The 13,987-nt window shown below is 72.3% G+C and carries 10 protein-coding genes; 4 read left to right on the top strand and 6 right to left on the bottom strand.

Going from position 1 to position 13,987, the window contains the following annotated elements:
* Positions 1-16 precede the first annotated feature (16 nt).
* Entirely contained in the window at positions 17-1,270 is a 1,254-nt protein-coding gene (locus ABZ714_RS00050) for an extracellular solute-binding protein (RefSeq protein WP_358822799.1), read from the bottom strand.
* A gap of 194 nt (positions 1,271-1,464) precedes the next feature.
* On the opposite strand from ABZ714_RS00050, the gene ABZ714_RS00045 reads away from it, so the two are divergent.
* Positions 1,465-1,680: a dodecin gene (locus ABZ714_RS00045; RefSeq protein WP_358822798.1), complete on the top strand. Its 216-nt coding sequence runs from the start codon at positions 1,465-1,467 to the stop codon at positions 1,678-1,680.
* 316 nt (positions 1,681-1,996) lie between these two features.
* Positions 1,997-4,390 (top strand): excinuclease ABC subunit UvrA, encoded by a 2,394-nt coding sequence (locus ABZ714_RS00040; protein ID WP_358822797.1) that lies wholly within the window; start codon positions 1,997-1,999, stop codon positions 4,388-4,390.
* Between the two features lie 111 nt (positions 4,391-4,501).
* Here ABZ714_RS00040 and ABZ714_RS00035 read toward each other — a convergent pair whose 3' ends face one another.
* The 3 genes from ABZ714_RS00035 to ABZ714_RS00025 are packed head-to-tail and all read right to left on the bottom strand — an operon-like array spanning position 4,502 to position 7,909.
* Positions 4,502-5,248, bottom strand: a complete 747-nt coding sequence (locus ABZ714_RS00035) for a succinate dehydrogenase/fumarate reductase iron-sulfur subunit (RefSeq protein ID WP_358822796.1) — start codon at positions 5,246-5,248, stop codon at positions 4,502-4,504.
* Positions 5,245-7,191 carry a fumarate reductase/succinate dehydrogenase flavoprotein subunit gene (locus ABZ714_RS00030; protein WP_358822795.1) on the bottom strand — a complete coding sequence of 649 codons (1,947 nt, stop codon included), beginning with the start codon at positions 7,189-7,191 and terminating at the stop codon, positions 5,245-5,247. The genes ABZ714_RS00035 and ABZ714_RS00030 overlap by 4 nt, the downstream gene beginning before the upstream one ends.
* Before the next feature lies 1 nt (position 7,192).
* Positions 7,193-7,909, bottom strand: a complete 717-nt coding sequence (locus ABZ714_RS00025; protein ID WP_358822794.1) for a succinate dehydrogenase — start codon at positions 7,907-7,909, stop codon at positions 7,193-7,195.
* Between the two features lie 94 nt (positions 7,910-8,003).
* Between ABZ714_RS00025 and ABZ714_RS00020 the strand changes: the two genes are divergently transcribed.
* Positions 8,004-8,906, top strand: a complete 903-nt coding sequence (locus tag ABZ714_RS00020; protein ID WP_358822793.1) for a LysR family transcriptional regulator — start codon at positions 8,004-8,006, stop codon at positions 8,904-8,906.
* 87 nt (positions 8,907-8,993) lie between these two features.
* On the opposite strand, the gene ABZ714_RS00015 is transcribed toward ABZ714_RS00020, so the two are convergent.
* Both ABZ714_RS00015 and ABZ714_RS00010 read right to left on the bottom strand, forming a co-directional pair.
* On the bottom strand, positions 8,994-11,207 hold the full coding sequence (locus ABZ714_RS00015; protein WP_358822792.1) for an EAL domain-containing protein: 2,214 nt from the start codon (positions 11,205-11,207) through the stop codon (positions 8,994-8,996).
* Positions 11,204-12,016, bottom strand: coding sequence for an SAM-dependent methyltransferase (locus ABZ714_RS00010; protein ID WP_358822791.1), 813 nt, complete (start codon positions 12,014-12,016; stop codon positions 11,204-11,206). The genes ABZ714_RS00015 and ABZ714_RS00010 overlap by 4 nt, the downstream gene beginning before the upstream one ends.
* Before the next feature lie 1,258 nt (positions 12,017-13,274).
* Here ABZ714_RS00010 and ABZ714_RS00005 point away from each other — a divergent pair.
* Complete coding sequence (locus ABZ714_RS00005; protein WP_358822790.1) at positions 13,275-13,904, top strand: hypothetical protein; 630 nt, start codon at positions 13,275-13,277, stop codon at positions 13,902-13,904.
* Positions 13,905-13,987: the final 83 nt, after the last annotated feature.

Raw genomic sequence — 13,987 nt, 5'->3', positions numbered from 1 at the left:
CGTCACCGGTCCGGGCTCAGAGCGTCGCGGAGAGGGTCTTGGTGATCTCGTCGGACACCTGCTGGGCGTTCCGCTCGATGTCGCCGCCCTGGAGGACCTCGGTCATATAACGCTTGATGGGGTTGTCCAGCTCGACATTGGCCCAGCGGGGCGAGTTGGGCGTGGCCTTGCTGCCCGGGGCACCGGCGCCGCGCGCCATGGCCATATTGCTCTCGCCGGAGACCACATTGCCGAGGGACTTCTTGTTGGGCACGTAGTTCATGGTGCGGGCGAGGTCGGTCTGCCACTTCTCGCTCGCGAGGGCCTTGATGACCTCGACGGCCTCGGCCCGGTTCTTCGCCTTGTCCGGGATGATCAGGTCGGAGCCGCCGGTGAAGACGGCGCCCGGCTTGTCGGACTCCTTGCCGGGTATCGCGAAGTAGCCCAGCTTGCCCTTGAGGGCGGGGTTGGCCTTGAGGATCTGGGCGGTGGCGCCGGGCGTGTCGATCAGCTGGGCCACATCGCCCTTGGCGAAGACCTCGGCCTGCTTCGGGTTCCGCTCGTCGCGGTTCTTCGGGCCGCGGCCGAGGGCCTGGAGCTCCTGGTAGAACTTCATGCCCTTCAGGGCGGCGGGGCTGTCCAGCTCGCCCTGCCAGGAACCGCTGCGCTCGACGGCGAGTTCGCCGCCTTCTTCCCAGACGAAGCCCGCGAAGACGTACCAGTCCTGGCCGGGCAGATAGATGCCCTGGTTGCCGCCCTTGTTGAGCTTCTTGGTGGTGTTGATCCACTCTTCCTGGTTGGTGGGCAGGTCGGTGACGCCCGCCTCGCGGAAGAGGTCCTTGTTGTAGATCACCACGCGGTTGGCCGCGTACCAGGGGATGCCGTACTGGGCGCCGTCGATGTTCCCGGGGTCGGCGAGACCGGGCAGCCAGTCCTCCTGGCCGAGGTCGCGGGTGGACTCCACGGTGAGATCGGTGAGCGCGTCGGTCTCCGCGTACTGGGCGACCTGGGTGTTGCCGACCTCGATCACATCGGGGGTGTCCGTACCCTCCAGGGCCGCGTTCACCTTCTTGCCGATGCCCACCCAGTCCTGGAAGGCGAACGTCAGATCCACGGACGGATTGTCCCGTTCATACGCCTTGGTGAAGCGTTCGATGAACTCGTCCGACGCGCTGTCCTTCATCAGCCAGATCTTCACCGTGGTCTTGTCGGACCCGGAGATGACGCCGCAGCCGGTGAGCGAGGCGAGGCACACCAGTGCGACGGAAATGGGGACAGGGCGGCTTCTCACAACGTTCACCTTATGGCATGAAAATGTGAACCCGATGGGGGGTATCGCGTTCAGGGACGCGCAGGGCGTGGCTGGATTTTGGTATGCACCAAAAGGTGAGGTCAACCCCCGAAGAGACCTCAACCCGGACACCTCGCCCATCGTCCATTTCCGGAACGGAGTGGAGTGAGCGTACCGAGAGGAGAGCAACCCCCGTGCCGAATCACACTTACCGGGTCACCGAGATCGTCGGAACCTCCCCCGAGGGTCTCGATCAGGCCATTCTTAATGGGATCAACCGCGCGAACCAGACACTTCGCGGGCTGGATTGGTTCGAAGTCACCCAGGTGCGCGGCCATCTGTCCGACGGCCGCGTGGACCACTACCAGGTCGGGCTGAAGGTCGGTTTCCGGCTGGAGGACGGTGCCTGACGGGTCGCCGCGCCGCCGCGCCGGACCCTCGCGGCGGCCCTATGTTTTTGGCCACAGGCATATGCGGATGGCACCTCCACTTGTGAAATCCGCATGTCGGGGCGGCAGGCGCGCCGAGGTGCCGCAGCCGTCGGCAGATCCGGGCACGACCGCCGCCCGCCGGACGCCGGAGCCCGGATAGCCGGTCCGGAACTCCGGCTCCCGGCGCGGCCCGGCGGCAGACCGCCCCGGGCCGGGCGGGGCGGACCGCCGGACTCCGGCCGGTGCCCGGCGGACGAGGGGCCCGGCCGAAGGGAAGCGCCTAGAATCAGCCAGCGTGCCGAACTCTCATGACCCCTTTGTCCGCGTTCGTGGCGCGCGGGAGCACAATCTGCGCGATGTCGACGTGGATCTCCCCCGGGACGCCCTCGTGGTCTTCAGCGGTGTCTCGGGTTCCGGCAAGTCGTCCCTGGCGTTCGGAACGGTCTACGCGGAGGCGCAGCGCCGCTACTTCGAATCCGTCGCCCCCTACGCCCGCCGGCTGATCCACCAGGTGGGCGCCCCGGCGGTGGGCGAGATCACCGGGCTGCCGCCCGCGGTCTCGCTGGAGCAGCGCCGGTCCGCCCCGTCGTCCCGTTCGTCGGTGGGCACGGTCACCACGCTCTCCAACTCGCTGCGGCTGCTGTTCTCCCGGGCCGGTGACCATCCCCCGGGCACTGAGCGGCTCGACTCGGACGCCTTCTCGCCGAACACCGCCGCCGGGGCGTGCCCCGGCTGCCAGGGGCTCGGCCGGGTGCACGAGACGGACGAGGGCCTGCTGGTCCCCGATCCGTCCCGGTCGATCCGGGAGGGCGCGATCGCCGCCTGGCCGGGCGCCTGGCAGGGCAAGAACCTGCGGGACGTCCTGGACGCTCTGGGGTACGACGTGGACCGGCCGTGGCGGGAGCTGTCCGCGGCGGACCGCGAGTGGATCCTGCTCACCGACGAGCAGCCGGTGGTGACGGTGCATCCGGTCCGGGACGCGAACCGGATCCAGCGGCCGTACCAGGGGACGTACCAGAGCGCCCGGCGCTATGTGCTGCACACCTTCGCCACCTCGAAGAGCCGGACCCTGCGGGCCCGGGCCGAGCGGTTTCTGCGCTCGGCGCCGTGTGCCCGGTGCGGCGGGGCCCGGCTGCGGCCCGAGGCGCTGGCGGTGACCTTCGCGGGCCGGACGATCGCCGAACTCGCGGCCCTGCCGCTGGACGGCCTGGCCCGGGTGCTGGCGGCGGCCGACGGGGACGCGGCGGCCCGGGTCCTGACGGCGGATCTGCTGGCCCGGATCGCCGGGGTCACCGAACTCGGCCTGGGCTATCTCTCCGCCGACCGGCCCGCGCCCACCCTCTCCAGCGGCGAGTTGCAGCGGCTGAGGCTCGCGACCCAGCTCAGGTCGGGGCTCTTCGGTGTGGTCTACGTCCTCGACGAGCCGTCGGCGGGGCTGCATCCGGCCGATACCCGGTCGCTGCTGACCGTCCTCGGCCGGCTGAAGGCGGCGGGCAACTCGGTCTTCGTGGTGGAGCACCATCTGGACGTGATGCGGGCCGCGGACTGGATCGTCGACGTGGGCCCGGGCGCGGGCGACCGCGGCGGCCGGATCCTGCACAGCGGCCCGCCCGAGGAGCTGGCGGCGGTGGCGGAGTCGGCGACGCGCCGTTTCCTCTTCGGCGGCGGCTCCGGCGGCGGTCGTCCACCGGGGGATCCGGCGACGGAGACCGCGCCGGCGGCCCGGCGACCGCGTGAGGCGTCGGAGTGGCTCTCCCTCGGCCCGGTGCGCCGGCACAATTTGCGCGGTGTCCGGGTCCGGATCCCGCTCGGTGTGCTGACCGCCGTCACCGGGGTGTCGGGTTCGGGCAAGTCGACGCTGGTCGGGGAGATCACCGGGGACGTGCCCGGGGTGGGCCGGCTGGTGACCGTCGACCAGAAGCCGATCGGCCGTACGCCCCGGTCCAATCTCGCCACCTACACCGGGCTCTTCGACACCGTCCGCAAGCTCTTCGCCGCCACCGACGAGGCCCGCTCGCGCGGCTACGGCGCGGGCCGGTTCTCGTTCAATGTCGCGGGCGGGCGGTGCGAGGAGTGCCAGGGCGAGGGGTTCGTCGCGGTCGAGCTGCTCTTTCTGCCCAGTACGTACGCGCCCTGCCCGGTCTGCGCGGGCGCCCGGTACAACGAGGAGACCCTGGCGGTACGCCACCGGGGGCTGACCGTCGCCGAGGTGCTGGATCTGACGGTGGAGGCGGCGGCCGACCGGTTCGCGGACGTCCCGGCGGCGGCCCGCAGTCTGTCGACCCTGCTGGACGTGGGCCTCGGTCATCTGCGGCTGGGGCAGCCCGCGACCGAGCTGTCCGGCGGCGAGGCGCAGCGGATCAAGCTGGCGAGCGAGTTGCAGCGGTCGCGCCGGGAACGGACGGTGTACGTCCTCGACGAGCCGACCGCCGGACTGCACCCGGCGGATGTCGAGGTGCTGATGCGGCAGCTCGACGGGCTGGTGGCGGGCGGGCACTCGGTGGTCGTGGTGGAGCACGACATGACGGTGGTCGCGGGCGCCGACTGGGTGGTGGATCTGGGGCCGGGGGGCGGCGGCGCGGGCGGCCGGGTGGTCGCCGAGGGCACCCCCGCCGAGGTGGCGTCGGCGCCGGAGAGCCGTACCGCCCCGTGGCTGGCCCGGGCCCTGGGCGTACGGCCCGCCGCCTGACGGGTCCGTCGCCTGACGGGGCCGCCGCGACCGGGCCGCCGTACGGCCCCTCCCCCGGCCCGGCGCGCCGGGTACGGCCGCACATCCGTCCCGGCGCGCCGCCGGGCGGGGTCAGCGCCCGGAGCGGCGGGTGGCGCGCAGCCACTCCTTGTTCATCGCGGAGATCGACGGCAGCGGGATGCCCTTGGGGCAGGCGGTGGCGCACTCACCGGTGAGGGTGCAGCCGCCGAACCCCTCGTCGTCCATGGCGGCGACCATGTCGAGGACCCGGCTCTCCCGCTCGGGCGCGCCCTGCGGCAGCACATTGAGGTGATTGACCTTGGCCGAGGTGAAGAGCATCGCCGAGCCGTTGGGGCAGGCCGCCACACAGGCGCCGCAGCCGATGCACTCGGCGTGCTCGAAGGCGGTGTCGGCGTCGGCCTTGGGTACCGGGGTGGCATGGGCCTCGGGCGCCGAACCGGTGGGCACCGAGACATAGCCGCCCGCCTGGATGATCCGGTCGAACGCGGAGCGGTCCACGACCAGGTCCTTGACGACGGGGAAGGCCGCGGCCCGCCACGGTTCGACGTCGATGGTGTCGCCGTCGGCGAAGGACCGCATATGGAGCTGGCAGGTGGTGGTCCGCTCGGGCCCGTGGGCGTCGCCGTTGATGACCAGGCTGCACGCGCCGCAGATGCCCTCACGGCAGTCGTGGTCGAAGGCGACGGGGTCGTCGCCGCGGAGGATCAATTCCTCGTTGAGGGTGTCGAGCATCTCCAGGAACGACATGTCGGGGGAGATGTCGTCGACCTCGTAGAGGGCCATGGCGCCGGGTGCGTCGGGGCGCCGCTGGCGCCAGACGCGGAGGGTGAGCCTCATGCGTAGCTCCGCTGGGTGGGGTGGACGTATTCGAAGACGAGGGCTTCTTTGTGGAGGACGGGGGCGGGCCGGTCGCGGGGGAATTCCCAGGCGGCGGCGTAGCCGTACTCCTCGTCCCGGCGGGCGGCCTCGCCGTCCGGGGTCCTGGACTCCTCGCGGAAGTGGCCGCCGCAGGACTCGGCCCGGTGCAGGGCGTCGAGGCACATCAGCTCGGCGAGTTCGAGGTAGTCGACGACCCGGTTGGCCTTCTCCAGCGACTGGTTGAACTCCTCGCCGGTGCCGGGGACCTTGATCCGCCGCCAGAACTCCTCCCGGATCTGCGGGATGCGCTCCAGCGCCTTGCGGAGTCCTTCCTCGGTCCTGGACATCCCGCAGTACTCCCACATCACTTCGCCCAGCTCGCGGTGGAAGGAGTCGGGGGTGCGGTCGCCGTCGACGGCGAGCAGCAGCCGGAGCCGGTCCTCGGTCTCGGCGACCACGGCGACGGCCTCGGGGTGGCCGGCGTCGGGCCGCTCCCCGGGCGGGGTGCGGGCGAGATAGTCGTTGATGGTGGACGGCAGGACGAAGTAGCCGTCGGCGAGGCCCTGCATCAGGGCGGAGGCGCCGAGCCGGTTGGCCCCGTGGTCGGAGAAGTTGGCCTCGCCGACGGCGAAGAGGCCGGGGACCGTGGTCTGGAGGTCGTAGTCCACCCAGAGTCCGCCCATGGTGTAGTGGACGGCCGGGTAGATCCGCATGGGGACCTCGTACGGGTTCTCGGCGGTGATCCGCTCGTACATGTCGAAGAGGTTGCCGTACTTCTCGGCGACGCTGTCGCGGCCCAGCCGGCGGATGGCGTCGGCGAAGTCGAGATAGACGCCCTGGCCGCCGGGGCCGACGCCGCGGCCCTCGTCGCAGACGTTCTTGGCGGCCCGGGAGGCGATGTCGCGGGGCACCAGATTGCCGAAGGAGGGGTAGATCCGCTCCAGGTAGTAGTCGCGTTCGTGCTCGGGGATCTCGGCCGGGGGCCGGTCGTCGCCGCGGGCCTTGGGGACCCAGATCCGGCCGTCGTTGCGGAGCGACTCGCTCATCAGGGTGAGCTTCGACTGGTGGTCGCCGGTGCGGGGGATGCAGGTGGGGTGGATCTGGGTGAAGCAGGGGTTGCCGAAGTAGGCGCCCCGGCGGTGGGCCCGCCAGATCGCGGTGGCGTTGGAGTTCATGGCGTTCGTCGAGAGGTAGAAGACGTTGCCGTAGCCGCCGGTGGCCAGGACGACCGCGTCGGCGAAGTGGGTGGAGATCTCGCCGGTGATCAGGTCGCGGGCCACGATGCCCCGGGCCCGTCCTTCGATCACGATCAGATCGAGCATCTCGGTCCGCGGATGCATGGTGACGGTGCCCGCCGCGATCTGCCGGGCCAGAGCCTGGTAGGCGCCGAGGAGGAGCTGCTGGCCGGTCTGGCCGCGGGCGTAGAAGGTCCGGGAGACCTGGACGCCGCCGAAGGAGCGGGTGTCGAGGAGTCCGCCGTACTCCCGGGCGAACGGCACGCCCTGGGCGACGCACTGGTCGATGATCTCCACGGAGATCTGGGCGAGCCGGTGCACATTGGACTCCCGGGCCCGGAAGTCGCCGCCCTTGACGGTGTCGTAGAAGAGCCGGTGTACGGAGTCGCCGTCGTTCCGGTAGTTCTTGGCTGCGTTGATGCCGCCCTGGGCGGCGATGGAGTGGGCCCGGCGCGGGGAGTCCTGGTAGCAGAACTGCTCGACGTGGTAGCCCTGTTCGCCGAGGGTCGCCCCGGCCGCGCCCCCGGCGAGCCCGGTGCCGACCACGATGACGGTGTGCTTGCGCCGGTTGGCCGGGTTGACCAGCTTGGCCTCGAAGCGGCGGCGGTCCCAGCGTTCGGCGATCGGCCCGTCGGGCGCCTTGGTGTCGGTGATCGGGGCGCCGGTCTCGTACTCCGTGTAACTCATCTCAGCTCACCACTCCGGTCATGACTCCGACGGGGACGGCCACGAAGCCCGCGGTCAGTACGAGCGCGAGGCCGTTGGCGACGGCCTTCAGGGCCCGGTCGCGGGTGGCGCTGCCCGCGCCGAGGGTCTGCGCGGCGCTCCAGAAGCCGTGCCGGATGTGCAGTCCGACGGCGGCCATCGCCGTCAGATAGATGACATTGCCGTACCAGGTGGAGAAGGTCGCGACGACGTTCTCGTACGGCTTCCCGGGCTCGGCGTTCTCGTTCACCGTGAGGGTCGTCAGATCGAGGATGTGCCAGACCACGAAGAGGGCGATGATCACTCCGCCCCAGCGCATGGTGCGGGTGGCGTAGCTCGCCCGGCGACGGCGATGCGCGTAGCCGGTGGGGCGGGCCTTGATGTCGCGCCGGCTGAGCTGGTACGCGCTGACGCCGTGGGCGGCGATCGCGGCCAGCAGCCCGATCCGGACCAGCCACAGGGCCCACTCGTGGTGGAGCACGGGCGCGCCCATGGTCCGCAGCCAGTGGCCGTAGGCGTTGAACTCCTCCGGGCCGAAGAAGACCTTGAGGTTTCCCATCACATGCGCGACCAGATAGCCGAGCATGATCAGCCCGCTGACGGCCATCACGGCCTTCTTGCCGATCGTGGAGCCCCAGAACGAGCGCGGGGGGCGGGTCCCCGGTGCCCGTTTTCGGTCCGTACGCGTTGCCAGAGCCATGCCCGGAACGGTAGACGCGTACCTGACCAGTGGTCCAAGACATGATCCGGCTGATCTCCATAGCCATTGCCTATGGAGAGGCTATTCTGGGGTCATGCAGCTCCAGCAGCTCCAGTACTTCGTGGCCGTGGCGGAGACCCGGCATTTCACCCGGGCCGCCGAACTGGTCCATGTGTCGCAGCCGTCGCTCTCCCAGCAGGTGCGGGCGCTGGAGAGGGAGCTGGGGGCGGAGCTGTTCAGCCGGGCGCGGGGCAATATCGGGCTGACCGAGGCCGGGGAGGCGCTGCTGCCGCTGGCCCGGCGGATCCTGGCGGACGCGGACACGGCCCGGCTGGAGGTGCAGGAGCTGGCCCGGCTGCGCCGGGGCCGGGTACGGCTCGGGGCGACCCCGAGTCTCTGTACCGGGCTGCTCCCGGATGTGCTGCGCGCCTTCCACGACCGGCATCCGGGGATCCGGCTGCTGATCGACGAGGGCGGCTCGCACGATCTGGTGCGCGGTCTGGGCGGGGGCGCGCTCGATCTGGCGCTGATCGTGCTGCCGCTGCCGCCCGCCTCACCGGCGCTGACCACGGTCGAGCTGCTGCGCGAGGATCTGGTGGTGGTGTCGTCGGCGGCGGCTTCGGCCCCGCCGGATCCGGTCCGGATCGCCGATCTGCGGGAGGTCCCGCTGGTGATGTTCCGGCACGGCTACGACCTGCGGGAGCTGACGGTCGCCGCCTGCCGGGCGGCGGGTTTCGAGCCGTCGTTCACCGTGGAGGGCGGGGAGATGGACGCCGTACTGGGCTTTGTCCGGGCGGGGCTCGGGGCGGCGGTGGTACCCAGGATGGTCGCGGACCGCGCGGGCCCCGACCTGCGGGTGACCCCGCTGGCCCCGCCGGGGCTGCGGCGGACGATCGCCCTGGCGCACCGGAGCGATGTGGCGCCGCCCCGGGCGGCCCGGGAGCTTCAGCGGGTCCTGCTGTCCACGGTGTCGGACGGCGGGACGGCGGAGGACTGAAGGGGCGTCCGGTACGAACACGTCGTACGGGGCCGTACGGGCGCAACGGCGCCCGGGGAACCCTACGGTCCCCGGGGCCGCCCCGGTTCAGATCGCGTCGGCCAGCGAGAGCGCGTGGAGCTTGTCCGGCGGGCCCGGGCGGGCGTAGTACCAGCCCTGGGCGGTGTCGCAGCCCAGTTCGCGCAGCTGGTCGGCCTGGACCCCGGTCTCCACGCCCTCGACGGTGACGGCGAGTTCCAGGCTGTGCGCCAGGGAGACGATCCCTTCGACGATCTTCAGATCGACCGGGTCCACGGGCGCCTGCTGCATGCCCTTGGTGAAGGACCGGTCGAGCTTGAGCACGCTGACCGGCAGCCGCCGCAGATTGGCCAGATTCGAGTAGCCGGTGCCGAAGTCGTCGAGGGCGATGTCCACGCCCAGTTCGGCGAGTTGCCGCAGGGGCCTCAGCAGCCCCTCGTCGGCTCCTATCAACGCGGACTCGGTGACCTCCAGGCAGAGCGCGCCGGGCGCGAGCCCCGCACGTTCGAGTACGGCGACGGTGTCGGCGACCAGACCGGGGTGCTGGAGCTGGGTGGGCGAGAGGTTGACGTTGATCCGCAGCGGTACGCCGTCGGCGAGGTGCTCCTGCCAGTGGCATGCCTGGCGGACCGCCTCCTGGAGCACCCAGCGGCCCAGTGGCACGATCAGGCCGGTGTGCTCGGCGAGGGGGATGAACTGGTCGGGGCCGAGTACCCCGTGCTGGGGGTGGGACCAGCGGACCAGCGCCTCGGCGCCGTGCACCCGGCCGTCGCCCATGTGGACCAGCGGCTGGTACTCGATGAAGAACTCGCCGCGTTCCAGCGCCGCGGGCAGGGCCGTGGTCAGACCGTGCCGGGTGATCGCCCGCTGGTCCAGCTCCGGATCGGCCATCTCGAACCGGTTGCCGCCGCGCGCCTTGGCCCGGTACATGGTGATATCGGCGCTGCGCAGCACCTCGGCGGTGGTGCGCTCGCCCGCCGGGCCCTCCACGATGCCGATCGAACCCCGGACGGTGAACTCCCGGCCGTCGACCAGGATCGGGGTGCTCAGGGCGCCGAGGATCCGGGCGGCCAGCTCCCCGACCTCGTACTCGGTGTCGGGTCCGGTGGTGAGGGCGACGAACTCGTCGCCGCCGAGCCGGGCCACCATCTCGCCGGGCGCGGTGGCGCAGCTCTGGAGCCGGTCGGCGACCTCGACCAGGAGCCGGTCGCCGGTGGCGTGGCCGAGGCTGTCGTTGATGGCCTTGAAGCCGTCGAGGTCGAGATAGCAGAGCCCGAACCTGGCCTCGGTGGCGCCGGTCGCCCCGGCCACCGCCGGGGCGTTGCCCGGTCCGGTCCCGGCCAGGGCCTTCTCCAGCCGCTCGAAGAAGAGCGTACGGTTCGGCAGCCCGGTCAGCGCGTCGTGCGTGGCCTCGTACCGCAGCCGGAGGTTGAGCAGCCTGCGCTCGGTGGTGTCCTCCAGCAGCGCCAGCAGATACTGCGGCCTGCCCTCCGGGTCCCGCAGCAGGGACATGGTGAGATTGGTCCACAGGACGGTGCCGTCGTCGCGGAAGAACGGCTTCTCGACCCGGAAGTGCTCCCGCTCGCCGCGCTTCAGCTCCCGGTAGAGCTGGGCGACGTGCGGCCGGTCCTCGGGGTGGGTCCACTCGGCGATCTTCCGGCCCCGGACGTGGTGTTCGAGGCCGCCGAACATCCGGGTGAGGGTTTCGTTGACCTCCACCACCGTGCCGTCGAGTTCGGCGATGCCGATACCGATGGCGGCGCCCTCGAAGACGGCCCGCAGCCGGGTCTCGGTGGCGTGCAGGGCGTGCACCGCGTCGGTCCGGGCGGTCAGCGCCGAACGGGCCACCGCCTCCTGCTCGGTGAGGGTGCGGTCCCGCAGTCCGGCGGCGAATCCGGCGGCCACCGCGTGCTGGAGGCGGGTGCAGCGGGTCCGGCCGTCCTCGACGGTCAGCTCCTCGTCGCCCGCGTCTCCGCAGTACAGCACCAGATAGGCGTCGATCACGCCGAGGGTGCGGGTCAGCGCCTCGGGGTCGGTGAGATGGGCCTCGACCAGCGCCGCGCCGACCCCGTGGGCCGGGTTGGGGTCGAACGGCCGGGCGTGCAGCAGCCCGCGGAGTCCGCGGGCCAGCGGCAGCAGATGCTCCTCGACCTCGTTACGGGTCAGGGAGGTCGCCGTCACGGGGAAGACGGCACGGCTCCAGATGGTCGCGAAACGGCGGAGTCTGTCCTCAAGACCGTCCGGGTCCGCCGCGGGACCCGTCGCCTGCGACGGCGCCATCACGCCTTGCGCCCCACCCCTGCGTAGCTTGAGAAGGCATATGGGTCCTCCTGCTCGGCTGGGGCGTCCGGCCGCCAGCGCGGCGTGAACACCAGTCCGGGCTCGACCATCTCGTACCCCTCGAAGAACCGAGCGATGTGCTCTTGTGAACGCAATGTCAGTGGACTGCGGATGTCACGGTAGACCCCCAGAGCCCCATCCGTCTGCTCCTGGGACACCGGGACACCGTCATATGCCGCATGGGTGAGGACGATCAGGCTCTCCGGCGGCAGCGCCGCGCCCAACTCCCGTACCGCGCCGTACGGGTCGTCCGCGTCCTCGACGAAGGGAAGCACGCCGAGCAGCAGCAGCGCCACCGGGCCCGGCGCCGCGAGCAGTTCGGCGACCTCGGGAACGTCGAGGATCTGCCGGGGTCTGCGCAGGTCGGCGGCGGCCACGGCGATCCCGGGGTCGCCTTCGGCCACTTCCCGGCCATGGGCGACGGCGACCGGATCGTGGTCCAGGTGGACGACCCGGCTGCCGGGGTCCGCGGCCCGGGCGACCTGGTGGACATTGCCGTACGAGACGATCCCGCAGCCGATGTCGAGGAAACGGGTCACCCCCCGGCACGCGGCCCAGCCGACCGCGCGGCGCATGAACGCCCGGTCGGCCTGGACGGTCTTGGGCAGTCCGGGCAGATACTCCAGGGTCCGGCGGGCGGCGGCCCGGTCGGCGGCGAAGTTGTGGGATCCGCCCGCGTAGTAGTCGTACATCCGGGCCACACTCGGCATCGAGGTGTCGATGCCGGGCGGGGCCCAGGCAGCACGCTCCATCGATGTCTCCAACCGGGTTCGACCAGCGGCCGTGCGGTGTCTCCGGCCGTGTCCGCGGCCGGTGTTCGAGCCGAGGCTACTGATCGGCCGTCGTTTGGGCGAGTCCGAACGGCGATCCACGGGCCGTTCTTCGTCACACCCCGGGGGTACGGGGAGCGGTCCGGCGACCCGGCCGGAGGGCGCGGGCGGCGACGGTCCGGCGGCGCTCCGGGCGGTCCCGGCCGGTCCCCGCGGATCCGGCGGCCGGGTCCCGCGGGGCCCGATGGCCCTGCCCCACGGGCCGATCGCGATCCTGACACCCTCTTGACGCGTACCTCGTCGCCGCCCGGTCCGCGGTCGGCGCGCGGGCGGGGCGCGGGTGGGGCGCGGGGCCGCGGCGGAGGGCCCGGCGGACCCCGGTGACGAAATCCCTCCGGAGGATGCCCCGGGTGTCGTCGTTGTTGACGGCAACGACATCGGCGGGGTGGAGCCGGGCGCTCCCCCGGCACTGACCGGTCGGGCCCGGTCCGGCCCGCCGAGCGGAATCCCCGTGGCGGTGTCCGGCTGCCGGTGCGTCGCGGACCCCGACGCCCTCCGGGGCCGGTGACCACGAGGAGACGCACCGGACGGTGTACGACCCAGGGATCGGCGGCAGGGTCTGTACGCGGCCGGAAACGGAACCGGAGCCCGGGGCTTCGGATCCGGCGTCGCCGGGCCCCTCCCCCGCCGGTCCCGGCGTGACCGCGCCCGGCCGCCGCCCACCGGGGACGGCCGGGAACCGGACACGGCCCGAACCTCTGTACGAGGCGCCCGCCGTTCAGCGGTTGACCTGGCGCCCCTCGACGGAACCGCCCGGCCCGGCCGATCCCGGCGGAGCCGTATCCACGAGGGCGGGGCGCCCCCCGTCACACCGGTCTCGCCGTCCGGTGGCCCACCGGCCCGCCGGACCACCGGGCGAATCTTCGCTCCGTCGCCTTCGCAAACGGGCTCGACCCGGGCCGAGGCGGGTCCGCGCGGGACCACGAAGCAAGCCGCGACGGGTACGGCGGTGGACGCGGCGGCGGCTCCGGCAGAGCGGCCGGAGTACCCCGGAGCCGGGGCGTGATGCCCGGCGGCGCGCCGGATCCGTCCCCCGCCCGGCGGACACCGGTGACCCGTTCGCCCGGCACCGATCGCGGCCGGATGGGGGCACTCCTAGCGTTTCGGACATCGAGGGGCTTATCCGGTGTCACGTGGAAACAGCTTCCGCGGCGCTCCTCGGGGACCCGGAGGAATGACCATGCGCGCGATACGTGCCGCGACCGCCGCTCTGCTGGGAGCGTCCGTGCTGGCCCTGGCGGCCCCCGTCGCCCTGGCGGGCGGCAACGGCGGGGATCCCCTCTTCGCCGTCGCGCCTTCGACGGTCGCGCCCGGCGGACGGGTGGTGCTTTCGGCGAGCGGCTGCGCGTCCACGGCGACCGCGACGTCCGGGGTGTTCGACTCGGCGTCGATCCGCCCGGGCGGCTCCACGACGGTGACCGTGGACCGGGACGCCCGCCGAGGCGCCCAGTACTCGATCCGGTTCAGCTGCGGTGACGCGCAGCGGACCGTGATCCTGACGATCAGCGGGGGCACCGCGAGCCCGACCATCAGTACAACGGTCAGGCCACCGGCCGCGCCCTCCCCGACGGTGCCCGCGCCCCCGGCGCGCACCACGGCCCCGGCCCCGGCCCCGACGGCGACCGCGACGCGTACGGCCACCGCGACCGCCGCCGCCACCACCCCGCAGGGGGTCCGCGGCGGACTCGGCGGCAGCGTGACGGGCGGCGCGGGCCCGGTCGAGTTCGCGGCCGGGGCGGCGCTGGCCCTGGCGGCGGCGACCGCGACGGCGGTGGTTCTGCGCCGCCGGACGGGGGTGCGCCGCCACTGATCCGGCCGGGTGGGCCGCCGGTGGCGGTGAGGCCGAGCTTGTCCCAGGTGAGCGGATGTGTCCGGTAGTAGGCGTTGGACTGT

It is taken from the genome of Streptomyces sp. NPDC006798 (assembly GCF_040635975.1).
Classification (GTDB): domain Bacteria; phylum Actinomycetota; class Actinomycetes; order Streptomycetales; family Streptomycetaceae; genus Streptomyces.
This window is presented reverse-complemented; position numbering and strand designations above follow the sequence as displayed.